The 23,845-nt window shown below is 60.6% G+C and carries 21 protein-coding genes and 1 tRNA gene; 10 read left to right on the forward strand and 12 right to left on the reverse strand.

What is annotated here, in order from left to right; genetic code table 11:
- Positions 1-3: 3 nt before the first annotated feature.
- A complete protein-coding gene (locus FHT76_RS15145) occupies positions 4-837 on the reverse strand; it encodes an SDR family oxidoreductase (RefSeq protein ID WP_183863621.1) in 834 nt (277 codons plus the stop codon).
- Positions 838-914: 77 nt separating this feature from the next.
- On the opposite strand from FHT76_RS15145, the gene FHT76_RS15150 reads away from it, so the two are divergent.
- Positions 915-1,829: a YihY/virulence factor BrkB family protein gene (locus FHT76_RS15150; RefSeq protein ID WP_183755277.1), complete on the forward strand. Its 915-nt coding sequence runs from the start codon at positions 915-917 to the stop codon at positions 1,827-1,829.
- On the opposite strand, the gene gluQRS is transcribed toward FHT76_RS15150, so the two are convergent.
- The gene (gene gluQRS / locus FHT76_RS15155; RefSeq protein WP_183863619.1) at positions 1,794-2,675 is read right to left on the reverse strand and encodes a tRNA glutamyl-Q(34) synthetase GluQRS; all 882 of its coding nucleotides are present in this window, start codon (positions 2,673-2,675) and stop codon (positions 1,794-1,796) included. The genes FHT76_RS15150 and gluQRS overlap by 36 nt on opposite strands.
- Here gluQRS and FHT76_RS15160 point away from each other — a divergent pair.
- Entirely contained in the window at positions 2,674-3,360 is a 687-nt protein-coding gene (locus FHT76_RS15160; RefSeq protein WP_183863617.1) for a DNA-3-methyladenine glycosylase, read from the forward strand. The two genes, gluQRS and FHT76_RS15160, sit on opposite strands and share 2 nt — an antisense overlap.
- Positions 3,361-3,470: 110 nt before the next feature.
- Positions 3,471-4,028, forward strand: a complete 558-nt coding sequence (locus tag FHT76_RS15165; protein ID WP_007790722.1) for an HNH endonuclease — start codon at positions 3,471-3,473, stop codon at positions 4,026-4,028.
- A gap of 21 nt (positions 4,029-4,049) precedes the next feature.
- On the opposite strand, the gene FHT76_RS15170 is transcribed toward FHT76_RS15165, so the two are convergent.
- The 3 genes from FHT76_RS15170 to FHT76_RS15180 all read right to left on the reverse strand — a co-directional run bounded on the left by FHT76_RS15170 (position 4,050) and on the right by FHT76_RS15180 (position 7,047).
- Positions 4,050-4,562, reverse strand: coding sequence for a disulfide bond formation protein B (locus FHT76_RS15170; protein WP_183863615.1), 513 nt, complete (start codon positions 4,560-4,562; stop codon positions 4,050-4,052).
- Between the two features lie 21 nt (positions 4,563-4,583).
- Positions 4,584-5,180: a YqaA family protein gene (locus tag FHT76_RS15175; RefSeq protein WP_183755281.1), complete on the reverse strand. Its 597-nt coding sequence runs from the start codon at positions 5,178-5,180 to the stop codon at positions 4,584-4,586.
- Positions 5,181-5,304: 124 nt separating this feature from the next.
- Positions 5,305-7,047 carry a cation:proton antiporter gene (locus FHT76_RS15180; RefSeq protein ID WP_183863613.1) on the reverse strand — a complete coding sequence of 581 codons (1,743 nt, stop codon included), beginning with the start codon at positions 7,045-7,047 and terminating at the stop codon, positions 5,305-5,307.
- A gap of 280 nt (positions 7,048-7,327) precedes the next feature.
- Here FHT76_RS15180 and FHT76_RS15185 point away from each other — a divergent pair, with 280 nt between their 5' ends.
- Positions 7,328-8,458 (forward strand): glycosyltransferase family 39 protein, encoded by a 1,131-nt coding sequence (locus FHT76_RS15185; RefSeq protein ID WP_183863611.1) that lies wholly within the window; start codon positions 7,328-7,330, stop codon positions 8,456-8,458.
- A gap of 176 nt (positions 8,459-8,634) precedes the next feature.
- On the opposite strand, the gene FHT76_RS15190 is transcribed toward FHT76_RS15185, so the two are convergent.
- Both FHT76_RS15190 and FHT76_RS15195 read right to left on the reverse strand, forming a co-directional pair.
- Positions 8,635-8,719: transfer RNA gene (locus FHT76_RS15190), tRNA-Leu, on the reverse strand.
- A 120-nt stretch (positions 8,720-8,839) separates the two neighbouring features.
- Positions 8,840-10,138: an MFS transporter gene (locus tag FHT76_RS15195; RefSeq protein WP_183863609.1), complete on the reverse strand. Its 1,299-nt coding sequence runs from the start codon at positions 10,136-10,138 to the stop codon at positions 8,840-8,842.
- 120 nt (positions 10,139-10,258) lie between these two features.
- Here FHT76_RS15195 and FHT76_RS15200 point away from each other — a divergent pair, with 120 nt between their 5' ends.
- Positions 10,259-10,837, forward strand: a complete 579-nt coding sequence (locus FHT76_RS15200; RefSeq protein WP_183863607.1) for a TetR/AcrR family transcriptional regulator — start codon at positions 10,259-10,261, stop codon at positions 10,835-10,837.
- A gap of 3 nt (positions 10,838-10,840) precedes the next feature.
- Here FHT76_RS15200 and FHT76_RS15205 read toward each other — a convergent pair whose 3' ends face one another.
- Entirely contained in the window at positions 10,841-11,635 is a 795-nt protein-coding gene (locus FHT76_RS15205) for a class I SAM-dependent methyltransferase (protein WP_183863605.1), read from the reverse strand.
- Between the two features lie 83 nt (positions 11,636-11,718).
- Complete coding sequence (locus FHT76_RS15210; RefSeq protein ID WP_183863603.1) at positions 11,719-12,699, reverse strand: aldo/keto reductase; 981 nt, start codon at positions 12,697-12,699, stop codon at positions 11,719-11,721.
- Between the two features lie 183 nt (positions 12,700-12,882).
- On the opposite strand from FHT76_RS15210, the gene FHT76_RS15215 reads away from it, so the two are divergent.
- A complete protein-coding gene (locus tag FHT76_RS15215) occupies positions 12,883-14,511 on the forward strand; it encodes an AMP-binding protein (RefSeq protein ID WP_259126845.1) in 1,629 nt (542 codons plus the stop codon).
- Positions 14,512-14,530: 19 nt separating this feature from the next.
- On the opposite strand, the gene FHT76_RS15220 is transcribed toward FHT76_RS15215, so the two are convergent.
- The 3 genes from FHT76_RS15220 to secA form a co-directional block, all read right to left on the reverse strand.
- Complete coding sequence (locus FHT76_RS15220; protein WP_183863599.1) at positions 14,531-15,820, reverse strand: GNAT family N-acetyltransferase; 1,290 nt, start codon at positions 15,818-15,820, stop codon at positions 14,531-14,533.
- 1 nt (position 15,821) lies between these two features.
- Entirely contained in the window at positions 15,822-17,234 is a 1,413-nt protein-coding gene (locus FHT76_RS15225) for a lipopolysaccharide biosynthesis protein (protein WP_183863818.1), read from the reverse strand.
- A gap of 160 nt (positions 17,235-17,394) precedes the next feature.
- Positions 17,395-20,109 (reverse strand): preprotein translocase subunit SecA, encoded by a 2,715-nt coding sequence (gene secA, locus FHT76_RS15230; RefSeq protein ID WP_183863597.1) that lies wholly within the window; start codon positions 20,107-20,109, stop codon positions 17,395-17,397.
- A gap of 247 nt (positions 20,110-20,356) precedes the next feature.
- Here secA and FHT76_RS15235 point away from each other — a divergent pair, with 247 nt between their 5' ends.
- From FHT76_RS15235 to mutT, 4 genes are all read left to right on the forward strand, one after another.
- Entirely contained in the window at positions 20,357-21,247 is an 891-nt protein-coding gene (locus FHT76_RS15235; protein ID WP_183863595.1) for a peptidylprolyl isomerase, read from the forward strand.
- 120 nt (positions 21,248-21,367) lie between these two features.
- Positions 21,368-22,609 carry a bifunctional glutamate N-acetyltransferase/amino-acid acetyltransferase ArgJ gene (argJ, locus tag FHT76_RS15240; RefSeq protein ID WP_183755292.1) on the forward strand — a complete coding sequence of 414 codons (1,242 nt, stop codon included), beginning with the start codon at positions 21,368-21,370 and terminating at the stop codon, positions 22,607-22,609.
- Positions 22,578-23,399 (forward strand): GNAT family N-acetyltransferase, encoded by an 822-nt coding sequence (locus tag FHT76_RS15245; RefSeq protein ID WP_405049262.1) that lies wholly within the window; start codon positions 22,578-22,580, stop codon positions 23,397-23,399. Before argJ ends, FHT76_RS15245 begins: the two co-directional genes overlap by 32 nt.
- Positions 23,396-23,815 carry an 8-oxo-dGTP diphosphatase MutT gene (gene mutT, locus FHT76_RS15250; protein ID WP_183755294.1) on the forward strand — a complete coding sequence of 140 codons (420 nt, stop codon included), beginning with the start codon at positions 23,396-23,398 and terminating at the stop codon, positions 23,813-23,815. The genes FHT76_RS15245 and mutT overlap by 4 nt, the downstream gene beginning before the upstream one ends.
- Positions 23,816-23,845 lie beyond the last annotated feature (30 nt).

The following is a 23,845-nucleotide window of genomic DNA, read 5'->3' on the forward strand; positions in this document are numbered from 1 at the left end:
TGATCAGTCCACCCAGCGCATCAGGCGGTAGAAGAGGTCAGCGGGCAGCAGCCTCTTCAGCACCATGCCCTGCTTCGCCGGCGTGGTTACGGGGTAATGTGGTTTCGGATTGCTGGAGTTCAATGCGTGCTTCAGCACGGCATAAACGGCGTCCGGACCGAGCTTATGTCGATTAGGACTACCCGAGCCGTCAAGGCGTGCAAGCTGACGGCGGTAATCTGCCGCATGCACCGAGTTCTTGACGTCGATGTGCTCGTTGATTTTTGCGAGTGCGTTTGCCGTGAAGCGGGAGGCAATCGGCCCGGGTTCGATCAGGCTCACATGAATGCCGGTGCCCTGCAGCTCCATGCGAAGGCTGATGCTGAGGCCTTCGAGCGCGAACTTGGAGGCGGTGTAGGCACCGCGGAAGCGATACGGCACGACGCCGAGGATCGATGAGCATTGCACGATCCGACCCTGGCCGCGCTTGCGCATCAGCGGCACCACCTGGCGGGTCAATTCATGCCAACCGAAGACGTTCGTTTCGAACTGAGCGCGCAGGGCGTCGGTCGGAAGGTCTTCGACGGCGCCGGGCTGACCATAGGCGCCGTTGTTGAACAGCGCGTCGATGCGTCCGCCAGTTAGCGCCACCACATCGCGCACAAGATCCGAGATCGTATCAGGGCGGGTATAGTCCATACGGAGCGCTTCGATGCCGTCGGCTTCGAGCGATGCCAAGTCATCAAACTTGCGTACGGTCGCGAAGACCCGCCAGCCATCAGCTTTCAGCGCGCGGGCGCAGTGTGCGCCGATGCCGGAAGAGCATCCTGTCACGATGATAGTGCGCTGATCCGACATGGAATGATTCCTGTACAAAATGGGAGTGGTTTCCCATATTCGAACGGGCGATACAACGACGAAAGCCGGGAGACGCAATGCCGAAGATAATGCGCATCTTCTATGATGTGGTCTACGATGCTATCTGCCACCTTATAGAGGACGACGGCTTCGCGATGGCGAGCCATGTCGCATTGTCCACGCTTCTGGCGGTATTTCCCTTCCTCATTTTTGGGACGACATTGGCGACCTTCCTGGGGGCCGACCAGTTTTCCGATAGGGCGATACATCTGATCTTCGATACCTGGCCCGAGGCGATCGCAAAACCGCTCGTCGATCAGGTGATTCAGGTTCTGACGGTACCGCGCGGCGGCCTGCTCACGGTGTCCGTGCTGGCGGCCGCCTACTTCGCCTCGAACGGCGTCGAGGCCCTGCGAATCTCGCTCAACCGCGCCTACCGCGTCCAGGAAACGCGGCCATGGTATCTCACGCGCCTTGCAAGCCTTGGCTATGTCGTTATCGCGGTCATCATCTTTGCCGCCGTCAGCATCCTGCTTGTCGCCGTGCCGCTGGCTCTCGATTATGCGCGCCAGTGGTTCCCGCTCTTTGCCGATACGCTGGAGGTTGTCTTCAGCTGGCGTGTCTACGGTACGTTGTTCATGCTGACCGTCGGCCTCTTCGTCGTGCATCTGTGGCTGCCCGCGGGGCGTCGGCGCGTGTTCGACGTCGTGCCGGGAGTCCTGGTGACGCTCCTGCTCTGGTTGGCGGGAGCGTTGATCTTCGCCTACTACCTGGCGACCTTCGCGAATTATACCGCGACCTACGCCGGCCTGGCATCGGTGATGATCGTTTTGATCTTTCTTTATATGGTCGGCGTCATCTTCATCATCGGTGCAGAGCTCAATGCCGCGCTCCTGAAGTTTCGAGTACGTGCGATCTTCAAGAGCAATTTTTTGGGCGGTGGGCAGGGCAAGACCTCAAAGCCCCACAAGGCGGCGGATATCGGCGGGTGACAGGCCGCGCTCGCGAAGCTCGGCAAGCCCCGTATCGCTTCGGCTTTTCGAAAGCTTGCGTCCGTCTTCATCGGCGATCAGCCGATGATGATGATAGATTGGCACCGGCAGGCCGAGCAGATTTTGCAGCAGCCGGTGCACCGAGGTCGAATGAAAGAGATCGAGCCCGCGGACCACGTGGGTGACCTCTTGCAGGGCGTCGTCAAGAACCACCGAGAGATGGTAGCTCGACGGCGCATCCGACCGCGATAGGACGACGTCCCCCCAGGCACCAGGATCTGCAGCGATCCGGCCACGGTCGCCGTCTCCTGTCTCCTCCCAGGAAATGGCGCTGCCCGCAGCCGTCAAGGCCTTCGCCATATCGAGACGCCAGGCGTGCTTCGTGCCAGATGCGAGCAGTTGCTGACGGTCGAGCGCGGAGCGGTCACGATCGTCGGGTGGATAGAGCGGCGAGCCGTCGGGATCACGCGGCCAGGGGTTGCCGGCGGCTTCGGTGAGAGAAACCCGCGCCTTGATTTCGCCTCGCGTCATGAACGATGGGTATGCGAGGCCGCGCCCGATCAGGTTGTCGAGTGCCGTCTGGTATTCTACAAAATGCTCCGACTGACGCCGCACCGGGCGTTCCCAGTCGATACCGAGCCATTCAAGATCGGCGTAGATGCCGGCTTCCAATTCGGGTGTACAGCGCGTCAGGTCGATGTCTTCTATGCGCAGCAGGAAACGTCCATCCGACAATGCCGCCATGTCCTGGTTGAGAAAGGCCGACAGGGCGTGGCCAAGATGTAGTGGGCCATTGGGGCTTGGCGCAAAACGAAAGACAGGCTTTTGACGGGGAATCGCGGTCATGCTTTCTTCTGCCACGGATTCGGTGGGATCGCGAGGAAGCGTGCTGATCATTCGCAGTGACGACGATGTGAGGGAAGGGCTGGAGAGCCTGCTTCGCCTCGACCCGCGGCTTTTTACCATTGCGGTCGAGGCCGGGCCGCTGCCGTTGCGGCTGCGTGAGCCCGGTTTTGAGGGGCTTGCGCACATCATCGTCTCGCAAATGGTGTCGCGCGCCAGCGCCGAAGCGATCTGGAAGCGGATGCAGCCAGCCGAAGGCTTGCTGACCGCCGACAACTATGTGCTACTTCATCCCGACGCATGGCGGGAGTTCGGCCTTTCGCGCGCCAAGGCCGAAACGCTTGCGCGCATTGCCGAGGCGGTGGCTTCCGGTCGCCTCGATCTCCTGGCGCTCTCTGCGTTGCCGCCCGAGGTGGCGCTGGCAGAGCTGACGGCTCTCAAGGGCGTCGGTCCCTGGACCGCCGAGGTTTATCTGATGTTTTGCGGCGGCCACGCGGACGTATTTCCGTCCGGTGACGTCGCTTTGCAGAACGCCGTGGCTGCGGCATTCGGTCTCGGGGTTCGCCCACCGCCCCGCGAGCTGGCCTCGCTGGCTCGTGCATGGTCGCCATGGCGTTCAGTCGCGGCAAGGCTTTTCTGGGCCTATTACGCCGTCAAGCTCGGTCGCGGCATATTGCCGATCGACTGAACTGCAGTGCTTGAACAACAGGATTGATGCCTGAATTTATTAGACTTCACAATGCCGTCACAACCGGCCTAATATAAGAGGGCAGATGCCGAATCGATCAGGAGAGTCCCTTGACGATTGCAGTCTCCCCACAGGCCCTGCCGGCGCTCGTCCTGAACGCTGACTACAGGCCCCTGAGTTATTACCCCTTGTCGCTGTGGTCCTGGCAGGACGCGATCAAGGCGGTATTTCTCGACCGTGTGAATATCATTGCAGAATACGAACATTCGGTGTCCTCGCCGAGCTTTTCGATGCGGCTCCCGAGCGTCGTCTGCCTCAAGACCTACGTCCAGCCTTCCCGCAATCCGGCGTTCACCCGCTTCAACGTGTTCCTGCGCGACAAGTTCGAATGTCAGTATTGCGGCGAACATGACGACCTGACGTTCGATCACGTCATTCCGCGCGCCCATGGCGGGGAGACGACCTGGCAGAACGTCGTTGCGGCCTGCTCTCCCTGTAACCTCAGAAAAGGCAGCAAGCTGCCGAAGCAGGCTGGCATGTTCCCGAATCAGAAGCCGTACCAGCCTACGGTGCAGGATCTGCACAACAACGGCCGGCTTTTCCCGCCGAACTACCTGCACGACAGCTGGCTCGACTATCTGTACTGGGATAGCGAACTGCAGCCCTGATCAGTCTCGAATCGGAAAGGCTCAAGCCGTCTTGCGGACGCCGATGAAGGCGAAGGCGGCCAGGACCAGGCTCGCGATCACGTTCCAACCGGCGAAGGACAGGCCGAGGACGCGCAGCGCCGCGTCGGTGCAGGACGGACCCTTGATGCTGTTCAGTTCGCCCAACAGGTCACCGGCGTTCTGCGTCATGCTGCCTGCCGTGGTCGAGCAGGTCGCCGGCCCTTGCCAGTACTGCCACTCGACACCGGCATGGTAAACGCCCATGCCGGCTCCGACGATCATAAGAATACCGGCGGCGAGCAGGAACGCACGGCCGATCCAGCTCGGAAGGCCAACCGCGGAGGCGATTGCGCCGAGGATCGCGATCGGAATGCCGTAGTAGTAGGGCTGGCGCTGCAGCAGGCAAAGGGCGCAGGGAATATAGCCGCCGATATACTGGAAGCCGAGCGCGGTGCCGACTACCACCGCCATGCCGAGCGCGAGTGCCAGCGAATAGCCGATGACTGGGCGTGCAAGGGAAAACGAGGCAGGCATGTAGGACTCCGCGGAAATGGCTCAGTGGGCAAGTAGTTTATAGGCAATCCCAAGCGCAATGGCGACGGCGGCAACAACACCCGCAACCTGCCCAAGACGCTTTTCGATGAAATGGCGGATCGGCTCGCCGTAACGGCGCAGCAACCACGCCAGGAACAGGAAGCGTGCACCGCGTGCAACGATCGCCGAGATGATGAAGAAGCCGAGATTCATGTGAATGACGCCGGCAAGAATCGTCACCACCTTGATCGGCGGCAGATGCGCCAAGCCGGAGGTTACGAGCAGGAGCAGGAGAATTTCCCACTCGTCATGAATATAGAGCCTCAGCTGCTCGAAGGCGTCGAGCTTGCCGTAGAACTCCAGAACAGGGCGAGCGATTGCATCGTAGGCATAATAGCCCAGCGCCCAGCCTGCGATGCCGCCGAGCACCGAGGCAACGGTCGCGACTAACGCATAGCGATAGGCGCGCTCGGGCTTTGCAAGCGCCATCGGCAGGAAGAGAACATCGGCGGGAACGAGAAAGACGGAACTTTCAACGAAGGCGATAACGGCAAGCCAGACTTCGGCCGATTTCCGGGCGGCGAGAGACATGGTCCAGTCGTAGAGTCTGCGGAGCATTCCAATCCTTTCGCTTCGGGCGCATGAGCTTTATGAGGCGCCGATGCGGCTGTAAATGGGCGCTGTGTCGTTCGTAGGGTGACGTGCCAAAAAATCTTCGTGATCGCACTCGGCGCCGGATGCGTCACGATGCGACGCTGGAGGGCTGACTGCGTTGTTGCCGCATCACATTCATTTCGGTGCGTTCCCGCGCCATTTCGCTGACGGCCTGACGCAGGATGGGGTGCTTTGCGGTGAACATGTTGAAGTCGCGCCGTTCGAGCACAAGGAACTGGCAGAAGTCGACGGCGACGACATCCGCCGTGCGACGTCCACCGCTGAGAAGCGCCATCTCTCCGAAAAACGCCCCTGGCTCGAGCGGGATCGGGCCGTCCGGGAGTTGCACCTCGACCGCACCTGAAGACAGGAAGTACAGGCCATCGCCACGATCGCCCTTTCGGATCACGCGTTCGCCAGGAAGCGCCGACTTCGGACGGAAAAGCAGCAGCAACTCCTCCTGCGAGTCCTCGTCCACCTTGGCGAACAACGGGAAGGTCTCGATAAGCTCCTGCATCTCGAGCTGATGCTGATGTTCGCGTGCTTCGTTGATCGCCCGGATCTTTTCAAGTTCTCGGCCGAGTGCCTCGTGCCGGCGGCGGCCAAAGTGATTGCTGAGGACCGGCCACCTTGTGTGCACCCGGGTGTGCAGCACTTCGGCGCCAGCACAGACAAGCGGATTCAGGATGATCGAGATAATCGCCGATCCGAGGATGATATCTTTGCCGTCAGTCGGTAGCAGTCCAAGCGAAACGCCGAGACTGGCGAGAATGAACGAGAATTCGCCGATTTGCGCGAGGCCGCCCGATACCGTCAGTGCCATTCCGATCGGATAGCGAAGCAGGACGACGATCAGGAAAGAGATGATAGCCTTGCCGACGATGATCAAAGCCAGTGCACTGATCACCGCCATCGGCTGGCGCACCAGGATCGACGGGTCGAACAGCATCCCCACGGAAACGAAGAACAGCACGGAAAAGGCGTTCTGAAGCGGTAGCGAATCGGCGGCGGCCCGATGGCTGAGGTTGGATTCGCTCATCACCACGCCGGCGAAAAAGGCGCCAAGCGCGAACGACACGCCGAAGATTGCCGCCGAGCCGAATGCGATACCCAGCGCTATCGCGAGTACCGTCAAGGTGAAGAGTTCTCGTGAGCCGGTTCGGGCGACCAGCGTCAGGAGCCAGGGCACGATCTTTGGTCCGAGAAAGATTGCCATGACGGCAAAGGCGCCGACTTTCAGCAGCGTCAACGCAATCGTCATGGGAAGCGGCAGTCCGGCCCCGGCGCCATCGGCGGCATGGCCCCCGAGCAATCCGGCAAGGGCAGGCAGCAGCACCAGCGCCAGAACCATGGCCAGGTCTTCGACGATCAGCCAGCCGACAGCCACCCTGCCGCTGGCCGAATTCAGCAGGTTACGCTCTTCCAGGGCCTTCAGCAGCACGACCGTACTCGCCACAGACAGGCTGAGGCCGAATACAATTCCGGCTCCAAGGCCCCAGCCCCACCAGTTGGCGAGTCCAATACCGATCAGCGTGACGATGGCGATCCTCGCGAGCGCGCCCGGGACAGCGATGCCACGCACGGCGAGCAGATCGGCGGTGGAAAAATGCAGACCAACGCCAAACATCAACAGGATGACGCCCATTTCGGCCAACTGACTTGCAAGCTCGGTATCGGCGACGAAGCCAGGCGTCATCGGCCCCATGGCAATGCCGGCGAGAAGATAGCCGACCAGTGGCGGCAGACGCAGTCGGTCGGCGATGTAACCGAGGATCGCCGCACAGACGAAACTCACGGCAATTGTGGCAATAAGCGATACTTCCTGATGCACGCGCGCGCTTTCCTTTTTGGGCGGCCGCAGTTTGGCGGAAACGCCTCAAAAGTTAAACAGTTGATTTGCAACCTCCAACCAAATGGTGGGTAGAGACAGATTGCGGCGGCAATGCTGCCACCGGGTCGGCTCGGCAAGCGTTGCGTTGGAGCAACACCCCCCGCAGGAACGGCGCTGGTAAGTCCCCGAAGTTACAGGTGAACTGTTGTGCGGTTTATCAGAGGAATTGCATGTTTCCGCCACAGAGCATTGTCCAGGCGAGCGGAGATGGGGCCGAAATTTGACGGATACTACTAGTGGTTCATATGTTTCCCCTCGCCGTTCGACGCGGCTAAGCACACTCCTTCCCGTCCTTCTGCTGGCAACGTATTTTACCGCGAGCTTCGTCCTTCGGCTGCTGCGCGGCGGCGATCTCGCCTCCGACGAGGCGGAACAAGTCGCACTCTCGCATGCGTTGCAATTCGGTTATGGCGACCAGCCGCCTCTCTACAACTGGGTGTTCTACTGTTTCGCCAAGGTCTTCGGCGTGTCAGTCGATACGCTGGCATTCATGAAGAATGCGACGTTGCTGATGAGCTGCCTGTTTCTTGGCTTGGCTGCTCGCAAAGTGGTGGGAGAGCGTGACACTGCCTGGATTTCCATTCTCGGCTTCCTGAGCCTGCCGGCGGTCTTTCTGCTGTCGCAGCGGGATTTGACCCACAGCATTGGCGCCTTCGCTGCTGTTGCGCTGTTCCTCTACGTGCTGACGTTAGTGGCCGAGCGCCCGTCGGCTGGCAACTACGCGCTTCTCGGCGCGGCGGCCGGCCTGGGATTTCTGGCAAAGTACAACTTTGCGATCATCCCCGTGGCGACCGTAGTTGCGCTCCTGCTTGAACCCAGCCTGCGCCGATTGGTTCTCAACTGGCGGCTGGCCGCGACCATTGCGGTTGGTCTCGCTGTTGTTGCCCCGCACGTTTATTGGGCGGTAACCCATCTCGATGCGGCAACCGGTGACACGGTGACAAAGATGCGGGCAGCATCGAGCCACGGGATGCCTCTGCAGCTCATCGCCGCCTTGGAGCTGGTGGAATCAATTGTCAAATGCTGTGCATTGACGATCGCTATTCTCGCCGTTGTCTATCGCGGGCATCTCCGCACCATTTTCGCTGCGAGCAGCGAATGGACGCGGGTGATCGGCCGGATGCTTGTCGTCAGCATGTTTCTGGTCTTCGTCATCATGCTGGCTGTCGATGCGACGATGATGCGCCCGAAGTGGATCTCGATCTTCTTCGTCGCATTCCCCCTCTATCTCGCATGTAAGGTCGATGCGGCAGGGGTCCACGTCCCCGGCGCAATCAGCAAGCTTGCCGTCATCGTTGGGGCAATGATCTTTATCTCACTGGGCGTCGTTTTCGCAGGAAGCTTTCACTGAAGATCCTGCTTGCGGCCGTGCTTGAGCACCGCTTAGGCGCAATCGGCGCCGAGTGGTTGCTATTGGCGCGCCGCATTGAGCGATCGTGCTGGAAACGCGTCGACCAGGCCTGACAAAAAAACACCCGAGAGAAACTGTCCGGTGGTGATGTCTGGCAGCAGCAGTGGGATTGTCGGTGGTGCCCCATGCCGGGGTCGAACCAGCACTTCTTTCGAAACTCGATTTTGAGTCGAGCGCGTCTACCAATTCCGCCAATGGGGCAACGGATACCGACGAGGCGGCTGTCTAGCATGCGTTCGCCCGCGCGCGCAAGACGGCGGGCGAAGTTCTCGGCTTGATTTATTGGAGTTTCCGGCCCGCCGTCTCAGGCCGGAAACCGTGTCAGTGTGCGCCGGCGGCAGCGGGTGCGTGAAGGCCCGACTTCTTCAGCGTGATCGCGAGGACCGAGGCGAGCAGGCAGAAGGCGCCGGCAATGAAGAAGGCGGGTAGATAGCTCTGCAGTTCTGTTCGCGACAGGCCGGCGCCATAGGCGGCGGTGGCGGCACCCAGCTGATGGCCGGTGAAGACCCAGCCGAAGACGATGCCAGCTTTTTCGCGGCCGAAGCGGTCGGCGGCGATCTTCACTGTCGGTGGAACGGTGGCGATCCAGTCGAGGCCGTAGAAGACGGCGAAGATCGACAGGCCGTAGAAGGTGAAATCGCTGAATGGCAGGAATAGCAGCGACAGTCCGCGCAGCCCGTAATACCAGAAAAGCAGCCAGCGATTGTCGAAACGGTCGGACAGCCAGCCAGAGCCGATCGTGCCAAAGAAATCGAAGATGCCCATTACGGCGAGAACGCTGGCCGCAGCCACCGGCAGGATGCCGAAATCGCCGCAGAGCGTCACGAAATGGGTCTGGATCAGGCCGTTTGTGCTCAGTCCGCAGATGAAGAAGGTGGCAAAGAGGATCCAGAAGGTCGAGGTCTTTGAGACCTCCTTGAGGACGACAACAGGTGCGGCGAGCATGGTGAGCAGTCCGCCGGTCCGCGCGGGCGGCGGCGTCACCTGTGCCTCTCCGAAGGACGGCAGGTTGAGATCGGAGGGGCGGTCGCGCATGAAGGCGAGCACGACGAGTGCCGCAAACAGGATCATGCCACAGACGAAGAAGACCGTCGCGCGCCAGCCGTAGGTTTCCGTCAGCTGCGCCATCATTGGCAGAAAGACCAGCTGGCCCGTGGCGGAACTCGCCGACAGCATGCCGACCACGAGGCCACGGTGCCTGGTGAACCAGCGGGCCGAGACGGTGGCGGCGAGCACCATGGCGGTCAGCCCGGTGCCGAGGCCGACAACCACGCCCCAGAGCAGAAGCAACTGCCAAAGCTCAGTCATGAACAGCGAGCCGACGAAGCCGCTTGAGATCAGGATCATCGCGAAGACGATCACCTTGCGGACGCCAAAATAGTTCATGAAGGCGGCCGAGAAAGGCCCCATGAGACCGAAGAGAATCAAGCGGACGGCAAGCGCCGACGATATCTGCGAGGTCTCCCAGCCGAATTCATCCTGAAGGGGCTTGATCAGGACGCCGGGGGCGCCCATCGCGCCGGCTGTCACCAGCATGGTCAGGAAAGTTGCGGCGACAACAATCCATCCATAGTGGATGTTGCGTCGCGCCAGCGATGAGGCAAGTGCAGTCGATACCATAATGACGCTTCCGTCTGGGGTTGTCGTACGATCTGGATTTTAGATGATGATCATCATAATTATTGCATATTGATGATGGACATCATATAAATTGTCAAGCTGCCAATTGCGGAGAAATGAATGCGGGTCAGCCGAGAGAAATTTGCCGAAAATCGCGAGAAGATCCTGCAGGTCGCAGGCGTGCTGTTTCGCGAAAAGGGTTTCGACGGTATCGGCGTCGCCGACATCATGAAGGCGGCCGGGATGACGCATGGCGGATTCTACGGGCATTTCGAATCGAAGGAGGACCTGGCGCTCGAAGTCAGCCGCACCTTGATCGAAAAGGTGAAGATCCGCTGGAACGAGATCATTGCCGCGGCACCGGCGCAGCCTCTGGATGCGCTGCTCAATCACTATCTGTCCCGATGCAGCGTCGATGATCCAGGCGGCAGCTGTGTCTTTGCCTCGCTTGCCCAGGAGGTCAGCCGCAGCCGCGGGCCGATGCGCGAGACCTTCAATGACGGGCTTTCGATGCTCGTCGATATTCTATCCGGTATCGTTCCCGGCGAGACGGCTGAGGAGCGGCGCGCGAAGGGCTTCACGACCCTCTCAGCGATGATGGGCGCCGTCGTCCTCGCACGCGCCGTCGAGAGCCGCGAGCTCTCCGACAGCTTTCTTTATACCACCCGCGATGCGCTTTCTCCGGTAAAGAAGCGCTGACCGCTAGCTTCGGCGTGCGATCAGGCCGCCGATCTCCACCACCTCCGCGAAGGCGCCCTCCGGCGACAGCTTGAGAAGGCTGTTGCGCAGTTCTGCCTCGAATGCGGCCGTTCTCTCGCCGAGCGCCTGTGGCGACGTCACAGAGGTGGAAAAGGCGCGGCCGACGATATCGTCAAGGCCAAGCTTGCGTTCCCTGATAACCGAGATCCGCTCCAGATCGTTGAAGGGTGAGCGAAGCAGGATGTTTTCATGCTCTATCCAGTCGGGTGCCTTGCGTCGTTCGCGATCGGCATTGCGCTCGGGTGCGAAGGCTTCGGCAAGCGGGTTCACGGCCTGTCGCCACTCCGGCGTCGAGGAGATATGACGGTCGCCAAACAACACCACGCAGCCGTCGGCAACGGTGATCTCATCGAGCGCAGTCAGCGTTGCTAGTCGGTCCATCCAATGGAAAGAACGCCCCATGACCGTCATCTTCAGGGGCGCGAAGCGTGAATCAAGATCATAGGAAGAGCCTTTGACAAAGGTGACATCAACGCCGGCAGCGGCGGCATCAGCGTGGGCCACCTCCAGCATCTCGGGCTCGGGGTCGAGGCCTGTGACGGTCGCCTTGGCCAGTCGCGCGAAGGCGATGCCGAGCTGGCCGGGACCGCAACCGAGATCGAGCAGGCGTTCGTCGGGCGCAAGACCGCCGCGCTCAGCGATCCGCTCGATCAGTTCATCCGGATAGGGGACGCGATAACGCGTGTAGTAGGCGGCGGTAGATTGAAAGCGGCGGGCCTCGAAGGGAATGGTCGTCATGGTGGATCCTTGAGAGGAATGCGCAAACCGAATTGGCCGGTTGCCGGCCGAGGCCAGCGACCGGCGCTTTGCCAACAATCGTTTTACTTGAAGCCTTCGACCCGGTGGGGAACGTAAGGATCTTCGAGGGCTACAACGTCCTCCGGCGCCAGCTTGACGGCGAGCGCCGCGACCGCATCAGTAAGGTGGTTGGCTTTCGATGCACCGATGATCGGTGCTGTCACCGCGCTCTTCTGCAGGATCCAGGCAGTGGCGATCTGGGCACGTGAAACACCATGTTTCTCGGCCAGCTTGCCGACGGCACCAATAATGGCGCGATCGGCATCTTCCGCCTGCTTGTAGAGCGTCTTGCCGAATTCGTCTGTTTCGCTGCGGGCGGTCTTCTCATCCCAGTCGCGCGTCAGCCGGCCGCGGGCGAGTGGACTCCAGGGGATCACCGCGATCTTCTGATCCTGGCAGAATGGGAGCATTTCGCGTTCTTCCTCGCGATAAAGCAAATTCAGGTGATCCTGCATGCTGACGAAGGGTGTCCAGCCATTGGCACGCGAGGTGTAGAGCATCTTGGCGAATTGCCAGGCATACATGGAGGAGGCGCCGATATAGCGCGCCTTGCCGGCCTTCACGACGTCGTGCAGGGCTTCCAGCGTTTCCTCGATCGGCGTCGTATGGTCAAAACGGTGGATCTGATAAAGGTCGACATGGTCGGTCCCGAGCCGACGCAGGCTGTTGTCGATCTCGTCGAAGATCGCTTTGCGTGAGAGGCCGGCGCCATTCGGACCGGGACGCATGCGGTTGAAAACCTTGGTCGCGAGCACGATCTCGTCGCGCTTGGCAAAGTCGCGGATCGCTCGGCCGACTATCTCTTCGGACGATCCGTCCGAGTAGACATTGGCCGTGTCGAGAAAATTGATGCCGAGATCAAGCGCCTGCCTGATCAGCGCCCGGCTTTCTTCCTCGCCGAGCGTCCAGCTATGGTTACCGCGGGCAGGCTCGCCGAAGGTCATGCAGCCCAGGCAGATTTTCGAAACTTCCAGCCCGGTGCCGCCAAAGTTGACGTAGTCCATGAAATTGCTCCAAACATTCGATCGCTACCCAGCGCGCTCCTTGATCTAGCGCGGCAAGCGCGAAAGTGTTGGTTGCTCGCATAAAAGTTTTGTGACCGACCAGAGGGGCGTCCGCTGGTCTCGCGCTTGCGTCGGCGGAGTTTCGGGTGTTAGCTGTTGCAGCATTTGACTGGATTTTCGCCGATGAGACTGCCGCAGCGCGATCGCTATGAAGACCTCTACCGCGATTTCGCGTGGGATATACCCGGGGATTTTAATATCGGCCGCGCGGTCAGCGACGAATGGGCCGAGCGCGTGCCGGATCGCGTCTGCCTTGAGCATTTCAGCCCCGACGGCAATCACCTCTCAATGACCTATCGGCAACTCGCGGATCGGTCTTCGTCGCTTGCCAATGCTCTGATGTCTTTGGGGGTAAAGAGAGGCGATCGGGTCGCTTTGCTTCTGCCGCAGTCTTTCGAGACTGTCATTGCCCATGTCGCGATCTACAAGATGGGCGCGATCGCGCTGCCGCTGGCCTTGCTCTTCGGCGTCGAGGCGTTGGAATACAGGCTGCGTACCGCCGGCGCTTCCACCGTCATCACCAACAGGTTCGGACTCGACCGCATTAGCCACATACGCGAACGACTGCCCGACCTGGCAGAAGTGATCTGCGTCGACAGCGATCGTCATGGCGTGCGATCGTTTACAGCGTTGGTCGAAAGCCATCCGCCTGTCTTCGAGGTCGCGAAGACAGCACCCCACGATCCGGCGCTGATGATCTTCACGTCGGGAACGACAGGCCCGCCAAAAGGCGCGTTGCACGGGCACCAGGTCTTGGCTGGACACATACCCGGCATGCAGTTCGCGCACGAAGGCTTTCCGCAACCGAGCGACAAGGTCTGGACGCCATCAGACTGGGCCTGGGCCGGAGGGTTACTGAACGCTCTCCTGCCAAGCCTGCTGCTCGGCGTGCCCGTCGTCTCCTCACCGGCGCAGAAATTCGATGCCGACATGGCGTATCGGATCATGGCCGAGATGAAGGTGCGCAATGGTTTCATCCCGCCGACAGCCTTGCGGCTGCTGAAATCGGTGCCTGATCCGCGTTCCAAGTACGATCTCGTGTTGCGCACGATCGGTTCGGCAGGCGAGTCGCTCGGTGCGGAAACACAGGAGTGGGTCAAGCGCACGCTGGGGATCACCGTCAACGAGTTCTACGGTCAAACGGAGTGCAATTTCGTGCTCTCGTCGAATGCCGCCATCGGGGTCAGTCGTCCCGGTGCGATCGGTCGGCCGGTGCCCGGGCATAGCGTTGCGATCGTCAGCGAAGCAGGCGAAGAGCTCGTCATCGGCGAAGCCGGGCAGATAGCCATCCGCCGGCCCGATCCCGTGATGTTCCTCGGATATTGGAACGACGCTGCTGCAACCGAGCGGAAGTTCGTTGGTGACTGGCTGCTGACCGGGGACATCGGCCGTCAGGACGCCGACGGATATGTGACGTTCTTCGGGCGGGATGACGATGTCATTACCTCCTCGGGCTACCGCATCGGACCGGCGGAAATCGAGGACTGTCTGATCGGGCATCCGGCAGTGCAACTGGCCGGGGCGGTGGGCAAGCCGGATCCCGTCCGTACCGAGATCGTCAAAGCCTATGTGGTGCTGGCGCCGGGGTTCGAGCCGAGCGATGGACTGGCGTCGGAGATCAGCGACTGGGTGAAACTACGTCTCTCGATGCACGAGTACCCGCGCGAGGTGGAATTCGTTACAGAACTGCCGCTTACGACGACGGGCAAGGTTATCCGCCGCTTGCTCAGAGAGCGGGCCAGCGCCGGCTGAGGCTCTTGGGATTTGCGCCTTATTGCGGAGACTTGCCGCGCCGTGCAAGCGACATGATCTTTTGGCGCAGCATCTTCGCAACATTTCTCGTGCTGCTATACATGTGAAGCTGGGCGGCCACCTGGCGCACGTCGCGGTCGCCATTCTGGGCAAGCCCGATCACCATCGTTCCCATGTCCTCGCGCTCCTGCCAGAAGCGGTCCATGATCGGATGGTTAGGGACAGCACAGGAGTCCGAGCGCATGATGTTGGCGTCGTCGAGGTGCCATTCCGTCAACTCGCCCATCAGCAGCTTGCCCGGCGAATAGCGCGAGTAAGCTTCGTCATAGGCCGTCTTCCACGTATAGGCCTCGCCGCCCATCATCAAAACCACCGTGGCAGCGATTGCCTTGCCGTTGAAGTCGATCGTGTGGATACGCACGGCGTCGACGGCGGCGAGATTGGAAACGGCCTCACGGGCAAAGGCGGTGTGGTAGCGGTCGGTCACGAGCGCGCTGCGCTTCTTGCCCTTCCAGCCGCCTGCCTCGAGCGCAAGGAACTCCTCGAAGCGCGTGTGGACTTCGTGCGGCTGGCGGGCGACGCTGTAGACGACCGTGCCCTGCTCCTCGAGCAGGCGCCACTGCCTGCGCATCTCGCGCATATGTGACGAGGAAATCGAACTGCGAAGGTAGGCGACGGCATCTTCGTCGCTTTGCAGCATGGCGCGCTGGTAGGGATTGGTAATGGTGATCGGCAGGTTGCGGCTGATGGCGACCGCCCTTGCCATACGGGCAAAGATGCCGTTCAGCCGGACATCCGGAAGGACCAGGATCTGCGGCAGGCGCAGGTCTTGATGGGTCAGGCCGTCATAGAGATTGTCCAGCGTCTCGCCCGCTTCCTCGGCATCGATCAGCGGCGTGCCGAGTGGCGCGAAACTGTTCGACCAGACACGGATGATCGAGGGGCCAACGGCGAAGCCTGGCTTTTCGACTGAGAACGGCATGAGGAAGCGCATTCGGCTGCGTGCGTCGTTCTGGTCCCGTAACAGGGCGAAGCTAACCTGCCTGTCGTCCAGGCGGGGCATGGCGGGCGCCAGAAAACGCCCGGTGAAGAAGACGTTCGGCTCCATCGCGCGATTGGACAGGAAGTCGAGCTCTTCCTGCAGTTCGTAGCCGAGCTTGCCTGAGTAGAGGCAGAGCTCGCGGCCCGGGCGGCCGATTTCAACACGCGCGTCCGCGTGCGGCGTATCGAAATCGAGAGCCGCAAGCTCGTGAACCATGCGGTTCGTCGTGACGTCGGTCGTTTCGGTAGCTGGAGGATTGCGGACCATTTTATCGGGCTTCCATGTCTGTTTTGGCCGGAGACGCGGCAAAGGCGAAGAGCGCGATGCCAAGCGTATGCCGGACAGCAAAGTGCAGGAGGATGGCTTCCACGCCCATGGCCGAGGCCGTGGCGATCGCAGCGCCCTCGATGCCCAGTCTGGGGATGAAGAGCAGGTTGAGGCCGATGTTCGCTGCAAGCGCTACGGCATAAAGCAGAACACACGTGTTCTGTTTGCCCGCCATCATCAGCAACGTTTCAGCCGGTCCGACCAACGCTTTGGAGAGAATGCCGGCGAGCAGGATCGCCATCAACACGTAGCCGTCCGTGAAGGCGCCGCCAAAGAGCGAGAGCAGCAAGTGACCGGCAGCCACCACGGCAAGGCCGATTGCAAGCGCGGGCCAGAAAGTCCATCTGGCCGCGTCGATCGCAGCCGCCGCTAGCTGCTGGCGTGTCCCTTCAGCGATGAGGCTTGAAAAGCGAGGGCCGGAGGCTGCCTTCACCGAAAAATTGATGAAGTGGACGAGCGCCATCGTCTTGGCGGCAGCGAAATAGATCGCGACGTCGTGTGGCTCGAGGAAGATGCCGACGACGACAACGTCGGAATTGGTCAGGAGGAAGCCGACGCCTTCGATGAGGAAGATCGGGAAAGCGACGCCGAGCCAACCGAGAAAATCGACTTGACGCGGACCTTCGTGGTAATGACGGCGCAACCGCAAGAGCGTCGCGACGTATTGCCCAACGGTGGTGACATAGGTGGCGGCGAGCGCGGCCTGCATCGCCGTCATCGCAGTGTGCGGCGCGCCGAGCCCGATCGCAGTCAACATAAAGAGAATGATGAGTACAGGCCGGACGATGTAGGCAGGGCTCAACGCCATGACAGGCCAGTGATTGGCGCGCGACGTGCCTTCCAGGATGTCGCCGAGCGCGATCATCGGCATGGCGATCAGTCCGAGGAAGATCGGCATGACGTAGTAGCTCTCGATCCTCTCGCCGAAGACGTGCAGGGCGATCATGCCGGCGGCAAGGGCGGCGGTGCCGGAAAGCAAGCCGAAGATGCGGGCGGTGCCGGTCAACCCGCGGATCTTTTCAAACGCGCCCGCTGCCTTGTATTGCGGCAGGAAGCGGACAATGGCGGTGTGGAAGCCGAGGCAGGAAAGATCGCCGAAGAGGACGATCAGAACCCAGACGAATACAAAGATTCCGTACTCGTATTCGCCCATGAGGCGCGCCAATACGATTTGCGACAGAAAGGCGAGACTGGCGCTGACAATGCGAATGGAAAAGGCGGTCAGCGCCATGCGCTGGGCGGCAGCCTTGTCTCCCCGTGCCGTCATGACGGCAGCGAGTGCGCGCAGCATACGGCTAGCCGCCGGGCGCAGACCCGCAGGCAGCATCTTTTCCGCCGTCTCAATGACCGCCATCACAAACACGCAAAACTCTTCAGGCAAATCCTAGCCGAAGTCTTGGCAGAGCAGCGTTAAGAAACGGTTGTAGCCGTGCGTCGGCGCTTAATGCGGTGCGCTGTTTCCACAAAAGAAAATGCCGCCCGAAGGCGGCATTTTCAGAACGTTTGCTGCTGGCTTAGGCCTGTGCGAAGGCGCCGTGGCAATGTTTGAACTTCTTGCCCGAGCCGCAAGGGCAGGGCTCGTTTCGGCCGACGTGACCCCAGGTCGACGGATCGGCTGGATTGCGGTTTTCCGGGGCAACAGTCACTTCAGAAGCCTGGAAGGCCGGTGCAAAATCATCTTCGCCGGTATCCGGATCCAGGTGATGAGCCTGCATGAACGGCGGTTCCGGCTCGGCTGGCGCCTGCTGTACGAGTTCGACGCGCATCAGCTGGGCAGTGACGGCTTCACGCAGGTTGTTGAGCAGCGAGGTGAAGAGCTCGAACGCTTCCGACTTGTATTCCTGCAGCGGATCGCGCTGAGCATAGCCACGGAAGCCGATGACGGAGCGTAGGTGATCGAGGTTGACGATATGCTCGCGCCAGAGGTGATCGAGCGTCTGCATGACGATCGAGCGCTCGACATAGTGCATAATGTCGTCGCCGAAACGCTCAGCTTTCTCTGTGAAGGCCGCGTTCGACGCTTCCGTCAGGCGTTCGCGGATATTGTCCTCGCCGATGCCTTCCTCCTTGACCCAGTCTTCAACCGGCAGATCGAGGTTGAGCAGGGCAGCGGTCCGTTCCTTCAGGCCAGCGGCATCCCATTGCTCGGCATAGGCGCGTTCCGGGATGTGCTTTTCGACCAGGTCTTCAATGACCTCGCGGCGCATGTCGGAGACGGTCTCGGAGATGTTCGCCGATTCCATCAGCTCGAGGCGCTGTTCGAAGATCACCTTGCGCTGATCGTTCAGAACGTCGTCGTACTTCAGAAGGTTCTTGCGGATATCGAAGTTACGAGCCTCGACCTTTTTCTGCGCACGCTCCAGCGCCTTGTTGATCCAGGGATGGACGATGGCTTCGCCTTCCTTGAGACCGAGCTTCTGCAGCATCCCGTCCATGCGGTCGGAGCCGAAGATACGCATCAGGTCGTCCTGAAGCGACAGGTAGAACTTCGAGCGGCCCGGGTCGCCCTGGCGACCGGAACGACCGCGCAGCTGGTTGTCGATGCGGCGGCTCTCGTGGCGCTCGGTAGCGATGACGTAGAGGCCACCGGCGGCGAGTGCCTTTTCCTTGAGCTGCTTGATCTCCTCGCGGATCGCTTCGATCTTGGCGTCACGCTCGGGACCGGGCTCGACCTCGCCAAGTTCGCGCTCGATACGCATTTCGAGGTTGCCGCCGAGCTGAATATCGGTGCCTCGGCCTGCCATGTTGGTGGCGATCGTCACCGCGCCAGGCACACCGGCCTGGGCGACGATGTAGGCTTCCTGCTCGTGGTAGCGGGCGTTGAGAACCTGGAAGTCCTTGAAGCCCTGCTTGCGCATCAGCTCGGCGAGAAGTTCCGACTTTTCGATCGAGGTGGTACCGACGAGAACCGGCTGGCCGCGCGTCTGCGCGTCCGCAATCTCGGCAATGATCGCCTTGTACTTCTCTTCGAAGGTCCGGTAGACCTCGTCGTCCTCGTCGATACGCTTGATCGGCAGGTTGGTCGGCACTTCGACGACCTCGAGACCATAGATGTTGCCGAATTCTTCGGCTTCCGTCTGCGCCGTACCGGTCATGCCAGCGAGCTTGTCGTACATGCGGAAGTAGTTCTGGAAGGTGATCTGCGCCAGCGTCTGGTTTTCCGGCTGGATCGTCACCTTTTCCTTGGCTTCCAGCGCCTGGTGCTGGCCTTCCGAGTAACGGCGACCGGGCATCATGCGACCGGTAAATTCGTCGATGATGACGATCTCGTCATTGCGGACGATGTAGTCCTTGTCGCGCTGGAACAGCTTGTGTGCCTTCAAGGCGTTGTTGACGTGGTGGACGATCGCAACGTTCTCGATGTCGTAGAGCGAGGCACCCTTCAGCAGGCCGGCCTGACGGAGCAGGTTTTCCAGCTTTTCCGTGCCTACTTCGGAGAAGTTGGCCGAGCGCTGCTTCTCGTCAATCTCGTAGTCGCCCTCGGTTAGCTGGGGGATGAAGGCGTCGATCGTGTTGTAGAGATCGGAGCGGTCGTCGAGCGGACCGGAGATGATCAGCGGCGTGCGCGCTTCGTCAACGAGGATCGAGTCCACTTCGTCGACGATCGCGAAATTGTGGCCGCGCTGGACCATCTGGTTCTTCTCGTACTTCATGTTATCGCGCAGATAATCGAAGCCGAGTTCATTGTTGGTCGCGTAGGTGATGTCGCAGTTATAGGCGGCAGCACGCTCTTCGTCCGACAGGCCGTGGACGATGACGCCTGTGGTGAGGCCGAGGAAGCCGTAGATCTTGCCCATGGTCGCGGCGTCGCGGCGGGCGAGGTAGTCGTTTACGGTAACGACGTGCACGCCCTTGCCGGCAAGTGCGTTCAGATAAACCGGCAGGGTCGCGACAAGCGTCTTGCCTTCACCGGTCTTCATCTCAGCGATGTCGCCATCATTGAGAATCATGCCGCCGATCAGCTGTACGTCAAAAGGTCGCATGCCGAGAACACGGCGCGAAGCCTCGCGAACAACGGCGAACGCAGGCACAAGGATGTCATCGAGCGTCTTGCCGTCAGCCAGCATCTTGCGGAATTCGACGGTCTGGGCAGCCAGTTGTTCGTCGCTCAATGCCTTCGTTTTTTCTTCGATGGCGTTGATGGCTGCGACTTTCGGCTGGAAGGACCGCACGCGGCGATCATTGGCAGAGCCAAATATTTTGCGGGCTATACCGCCAAAGCTGACCATATGACTGGTCCTTTCTCAATAATATCCCCCGGCTTTTCTTAATCCGCTGCCCAGCCGAATTTCAGGCACACGTCTCGAAACGCCAGGAAACTGTTCTGGACGCGAGGTTGCGTGACAGATAAGAGGGGGGTCGAATGATGTCAACGGATTTGGCTGATATACAAAGGCCACATTCCAGTGTTGATGGCTGTTTCAGGCTGAATTCACGAAGCTGAAGCCGGTGGGTGTAACTGTGAAGGGTTATTTGATGTTGAACTACAACAAAATCGCTGTGATGGCGTTCGCAACCTTTGTTGCGTTCCAGGCGCCGGTCTACGCGGAAGACAAGCCGGATGCCGTCATTGCCAAGGTTGGCAATGTCGAAATTCATCAGTCCGACCTCGATCTGGCTGTCGCCAATCTCGACCCGCAGCTGGCACAGTTGCCAGACGACCAGAAGAAAATCGCCGCGCTGTCCGCCGCCATCGACGTCAAGCTGCTGGCTCAGGACGCGATTGCCGAGAAGCTCGACCAGACCGCCGAATTCAAGAAGCGCATGCAGTATCTCGCCGATCGCGAACTGCACAACGCCTACTTCAAGAAGCAGGTTGTTGACACGGTCACGGACGCTGAAGTGAAGGCGCGCTACGACAAGGAAGTCGCGGCACTTCCGAAGCAGGAAGAAGTGCACGCACGCCACATCCTCGTGAAGACCGAGGACGAGGCCAAGGACGTGATCAAGCAGCTCGACGCCGGCAAGAACTTCGCGGATCTGGCGAAGGAAAAGTCTACCGATCCGAACAAGGCTGACGGCGGTGATCTCGGCTATTTCACCAAGGGCCGCATGGTCAAGGAATTCGAAGTGGCCGCCTTCGCGCTTGACAAGGGCACCTACACCAAGACGCCCGTGAAGACCGATTTCGGCTATCACGTCATCCTCGTCGAGGATAAGCGGGACGCACCTCCGCCGGCCTTCGATCAGGTCAAGGATCAGGTTCGCCAACTCGTCATGCGTGACAAGTATCTTGCGCTTCTCGCCGCTGCCAAGGAAAAGTCCAAGGTCGACATTACCGACGAAGCACTGCGCAAGGGCTACGACGACGCCAACAAGCAGCCGCAGCCGGGCGACGAACCGCCCGCCGCGCAGCCGCAGCAGTAAGATCCAAAGTTTAGGGCCCGGTTCTTCCGGGCCCTTCCCTATAGCAGTTGTCGTATTTCCGCAGGGCGAGCCGGCTTATACTTCGCCCTGAAAATCCTTCCAGCCATCAGGTCGATCGCCATGTCCGGTTCCGTTTCTCCGCTCGCTCCGAAATCCTATGCCACCGTGCCCGCCTTGCGCGGCGTGCGCATGGCCACTGCATCGGCCGGCATCAAGTACAAGAACCGCACCGACGTGCTGATGATGGTGTTCGACAAGCCCGCAGCGGTCGCCGGCGTCTTTACGCGTTCGAAGTGCCCCTCTGCACCGGTCGATTTTTGCCGCGCAAACCTGCCGCATGGCACCGCGCGCGCCGTCGTCGTCAATTCCGGTAATGCGAATGCCTTTACGGGCCTGAAGGGGCGTGAGGCGACTGCCTTGACGGCAAAGTCGGCAGCGGCTGCCGTTGGTTGCGGTGAGAGCGAGGTTTACCTCGCGTCCACCGGCGTCATCGGCGAACCGCTGGACGCGACGAAGTTCTCTGGCGTTCTCGACCAGATGCACGCGGATGCAACCGGCGACTTCTGGTTCGAGGCCGCCAAGGCGATCATGACCACCGACACCTATCCGAAGGTCGCCACCCGCAGCGCGGAGATCGGCGGCGTGAAGGTGGCGATCAACGGCATTGCCAAGGGTGCCGGCATGATTGCTCCCGATATGGCGACCATGCTTTCCTTCGTGGTAACCGATGCCGATATCGCTCCCGCCGCCCTGCAGGCGCTCCTGTCTGCGGGTGTTGATCCGACGTTCAATTCAATGACGGTCGACAGCGACACCTCGACCTCCGACACGCTGATGCTGTTTGCTACCGGCGCGGCTGCCGAAGATGGTCAAGTTCGTGTCGAGAAGGCCGATGATGCGCGCCTGGCCTCATTCCGCGCTGCGCTCAATGATCTTCTCAAGGATCTTGCGCTGCAGGTCGTGCGCGACGGCGAGGGTGCCACGAAGATGCTGGAGATCACCGTGACCGGTGCCGAAAGCGATGCGGCTGCGAAGAGGATCGCGTTGTCGATCGCCAATTCGCCGCTGGTCAAGACCGCTGCTGCTGGCGAAGACGCCAACTGGGGCCGTATTGTCATGGCCGTCGGTAAGTCGGGTGAGATGGCAGACCGCGACCGGCTGGCGATTTGGTTCGGCGATGTGCGTGTCGCCGTCAATGGCGAGCGTGACGCCGGTTATTCCGAGGAAGCCGCAACCAATGTGATGAGAAAGCAGGATATTCCTGTGAAGGTCGACATCGGTCTCGGAAACGGCACCGCTACGGTCTGGACGTGCGACCTTACAAAGGAGTATGTCGCCATCAACGGTGACTACCGGAGCTGATCTTTCATTGACTGAAACTTTATCCAAGAAGCCAAATCTGCCGCTCGTGCGCAGGCTGGAGGCCGTCGGTTTCCGCGCCTGGCCGGCCTCGTCCGTACAGTATGACGGCAGCTGGCAGGTGCGGCTGACCGCGGGACATCCGTCCAACCGGCTGAACTCCATCGTGCCGCTCGATCCTTCGGATCACCGCGATGTCGAAATTCGGCTGGCGAAGGCAAGTCGCAAGTTCGAAGCCTATGGCCGCCCGGCTGTCCTTCGTCAGACACCGCTGGCCTCACCGGTGCTGATCGACCTTATTCGGGCGCAGCAATGGTCATCCTTCGACGAGACGATCGTGATGACCTGCGATCTTGCCCATGCGGAGCTGCCTGATACGCTCGATCACTTGCCGACCCATGACATCGGCCGCTTCGTGGATGCCAATCTGGCAACCGACGGCGTCTCGTCCAAGCTGAAGCCGGCGCTCGCAGAGATCATCAACGCGATCAAGCCGCCGTCAGGCCTCTTCATGATCGAGGACACGCAGACGGGGCCACTCGCAACGGTCCTTTGCGTTCAAGACAATGACCTTGCCGGCATCATGTCGCTTTCCGTTGCCAGGGAGCGCCGCCGCGAGGGATTGGGGATGGAAATCCTGACCTCCGCCTTGCGCTGGGCCAGAATGCGCAGCGCCCGTTCGGCCTGGTTGCAGGTGAAAGCGACGAACTCTCCGGCTTTGGGGCTTTATGAGCGGCTCGGCTTCCATGAGGCCTATCGCTATTCCTATTGGCGGCAGGAGCCGTCGCGATGAGTGACGCCACGCCCGCCCGAAGCATCCTTCTTGTTGCCGCTTGCGCCCTGATCGATTCGGACGGACGCATCCTGCTGGCGCAACGCCCCGAGGGAAAATCACTTGCCGGACTTTGGGAGTTCCCCGGCGGCAAGGTCGAGCCGGGCGAGACGCCCGAGGAATCACTGGTGCGTGAGCTGCATGAGGAACTGGGGATCACGACGAAGGTCGCCTGCCTGGCGCCGCTCAGCTTCGCGAGCCATACCTATGAGAAATTCCACCTTTTGATGCCGCTCTATGTGTGCCGGCGCTATGAAGGAATTCCGCATGGGAAAGAGGGGCAGGCGTTGAAGTGGGTGAAGCCGCAAGCTCTACGCGACTATCCGATGCCGCCCGCGGACGAGCCACTCATTCCGATCTTGCAGGATTTACTTTAGGAACTTCTGATTATTATTCCGCAAGCGTCC

This window comes from Rhizobium sp. BK176, assembly GCF_024808055.1.

Coding starts and splice junctions, on each gene's coding strand:
- FHT76_RS15245 (WP_405049262.1), top strand. CDS start 22,578: ATGTCGCCATCAACGGTGACTACCGGAGCTGATCTTTCATTGACTGAA.
- FHT76_RS15220 (WP_183863599.1), bottom strand. CDS start 15,820: ATGGTCCGCAATCCTCCAGCTACCGAAACGACCGACGTCACGACGAAC.
- FHT76_RS15170 (WP_183863615.1), bottom strand. CDS start 4,562: ATGCCTGCCTCGTTTTCCCTTGCACGCCCAGTCATCGGCTATTCGCTG.
- FHT76_RS15225 (WP_183863818.1), bottom strand. CDS start 17,234: ATGGCGGTCATTGAGACGGCGGAAAAGATGCTGCCTGCGGGTCTGCGC.
- FHT76_RS15215 (WP_259126845.1), top strand. CDS start 12,883: ATGAGACTGCCGCAGCGCGATCGCTATGAAGACCTCTACCGCGATTTC.
- FHT76_RS15145 (WP_183863621.1), bottom strand. CDS start 837: ATGTCGGATCAGCGCACTATCATCGTGACAGGATGCTCTTCCGGCATC.
- secA (WP_183863597.1), bottom strand. CDS start 20,109: ATGGTCAGCTTTGGCGGTATAGCCCGCAAAATATTTGGCTCTGCCAAT.
- gluQRS (WP_183863619.1), bottom strand. CDS start 2,675: ATGACCGCGATTCCCCGTCAAAAGCCTGTCTTTCGTTTTGCGCCAAGC.
- FHT76_RS15195 (WP_183863609.1), bottom strand. CDS start 10,138: ATGGTATCGACTGCACTTGCCTCATCGCTGGCGCGACGCAACATCCAC.
- FHT76_RS15205 (WP_183863605.1), bottom strand. CDS start 11,635: ATGACGACCATTCCCTTCGAGGCCCGCCGCTTTCAATCTACCGCCGCC.
- FHT76_RS15175 (WP_183755281.1), bottom strand. CDS start 5,180: ATGCTCCGCAGACTCTACGACTGGACCATGTCTCTCGCCGCCCGGAAA.
- argJ (WP_183755292.1), top strand. CDS start 21,368: ATGTCCGGTTCCGTTTCTCCGCTCGCTCCGAAATCCTATGCCACCGTG.
- FHT76_RS15160 (WP_183863617.1), top strand. CDS start 2,674: ATGCTTTCTTCTGCCACGGATTCGGTGGGATCGCGAGGAAGCGTGCTG.
- FHT76_RS15200 (WP_183863607.1), top strand. CDS start 10,259: ATGCGGGTCAGCCGAGAGAAATTTGCCGAAAATCGCGAGAAGATCCTG.
- FHT76_RS15150 (WP_183755277.1), top strand. CDS start 915: ATGCCGAAGATAATGCGCATCTTCTATGATGTGGTCTACGATGCTATC.
- FHT76_RS15210 (WP_183863603.1), bottom strand. CDS start 12,699: ATGGACTACGTCAACTTTGGCGGCACCGGGCTGGAAGTTTCGAAAATC.
- mutT (WP_183755294.1), top strand. CDS start 23,396: ATGAGTGACGCCACGCCCGCCCGAAGCATCCTTCTTGTTGCCGCTTGC.
- FHT76_RS15235 (WP_183863595.1), top strand. CDS start 20,357: ATGTTGAACTACAACAAAATCGCTGTGATGGCGTTCGCAACCTTTGTT.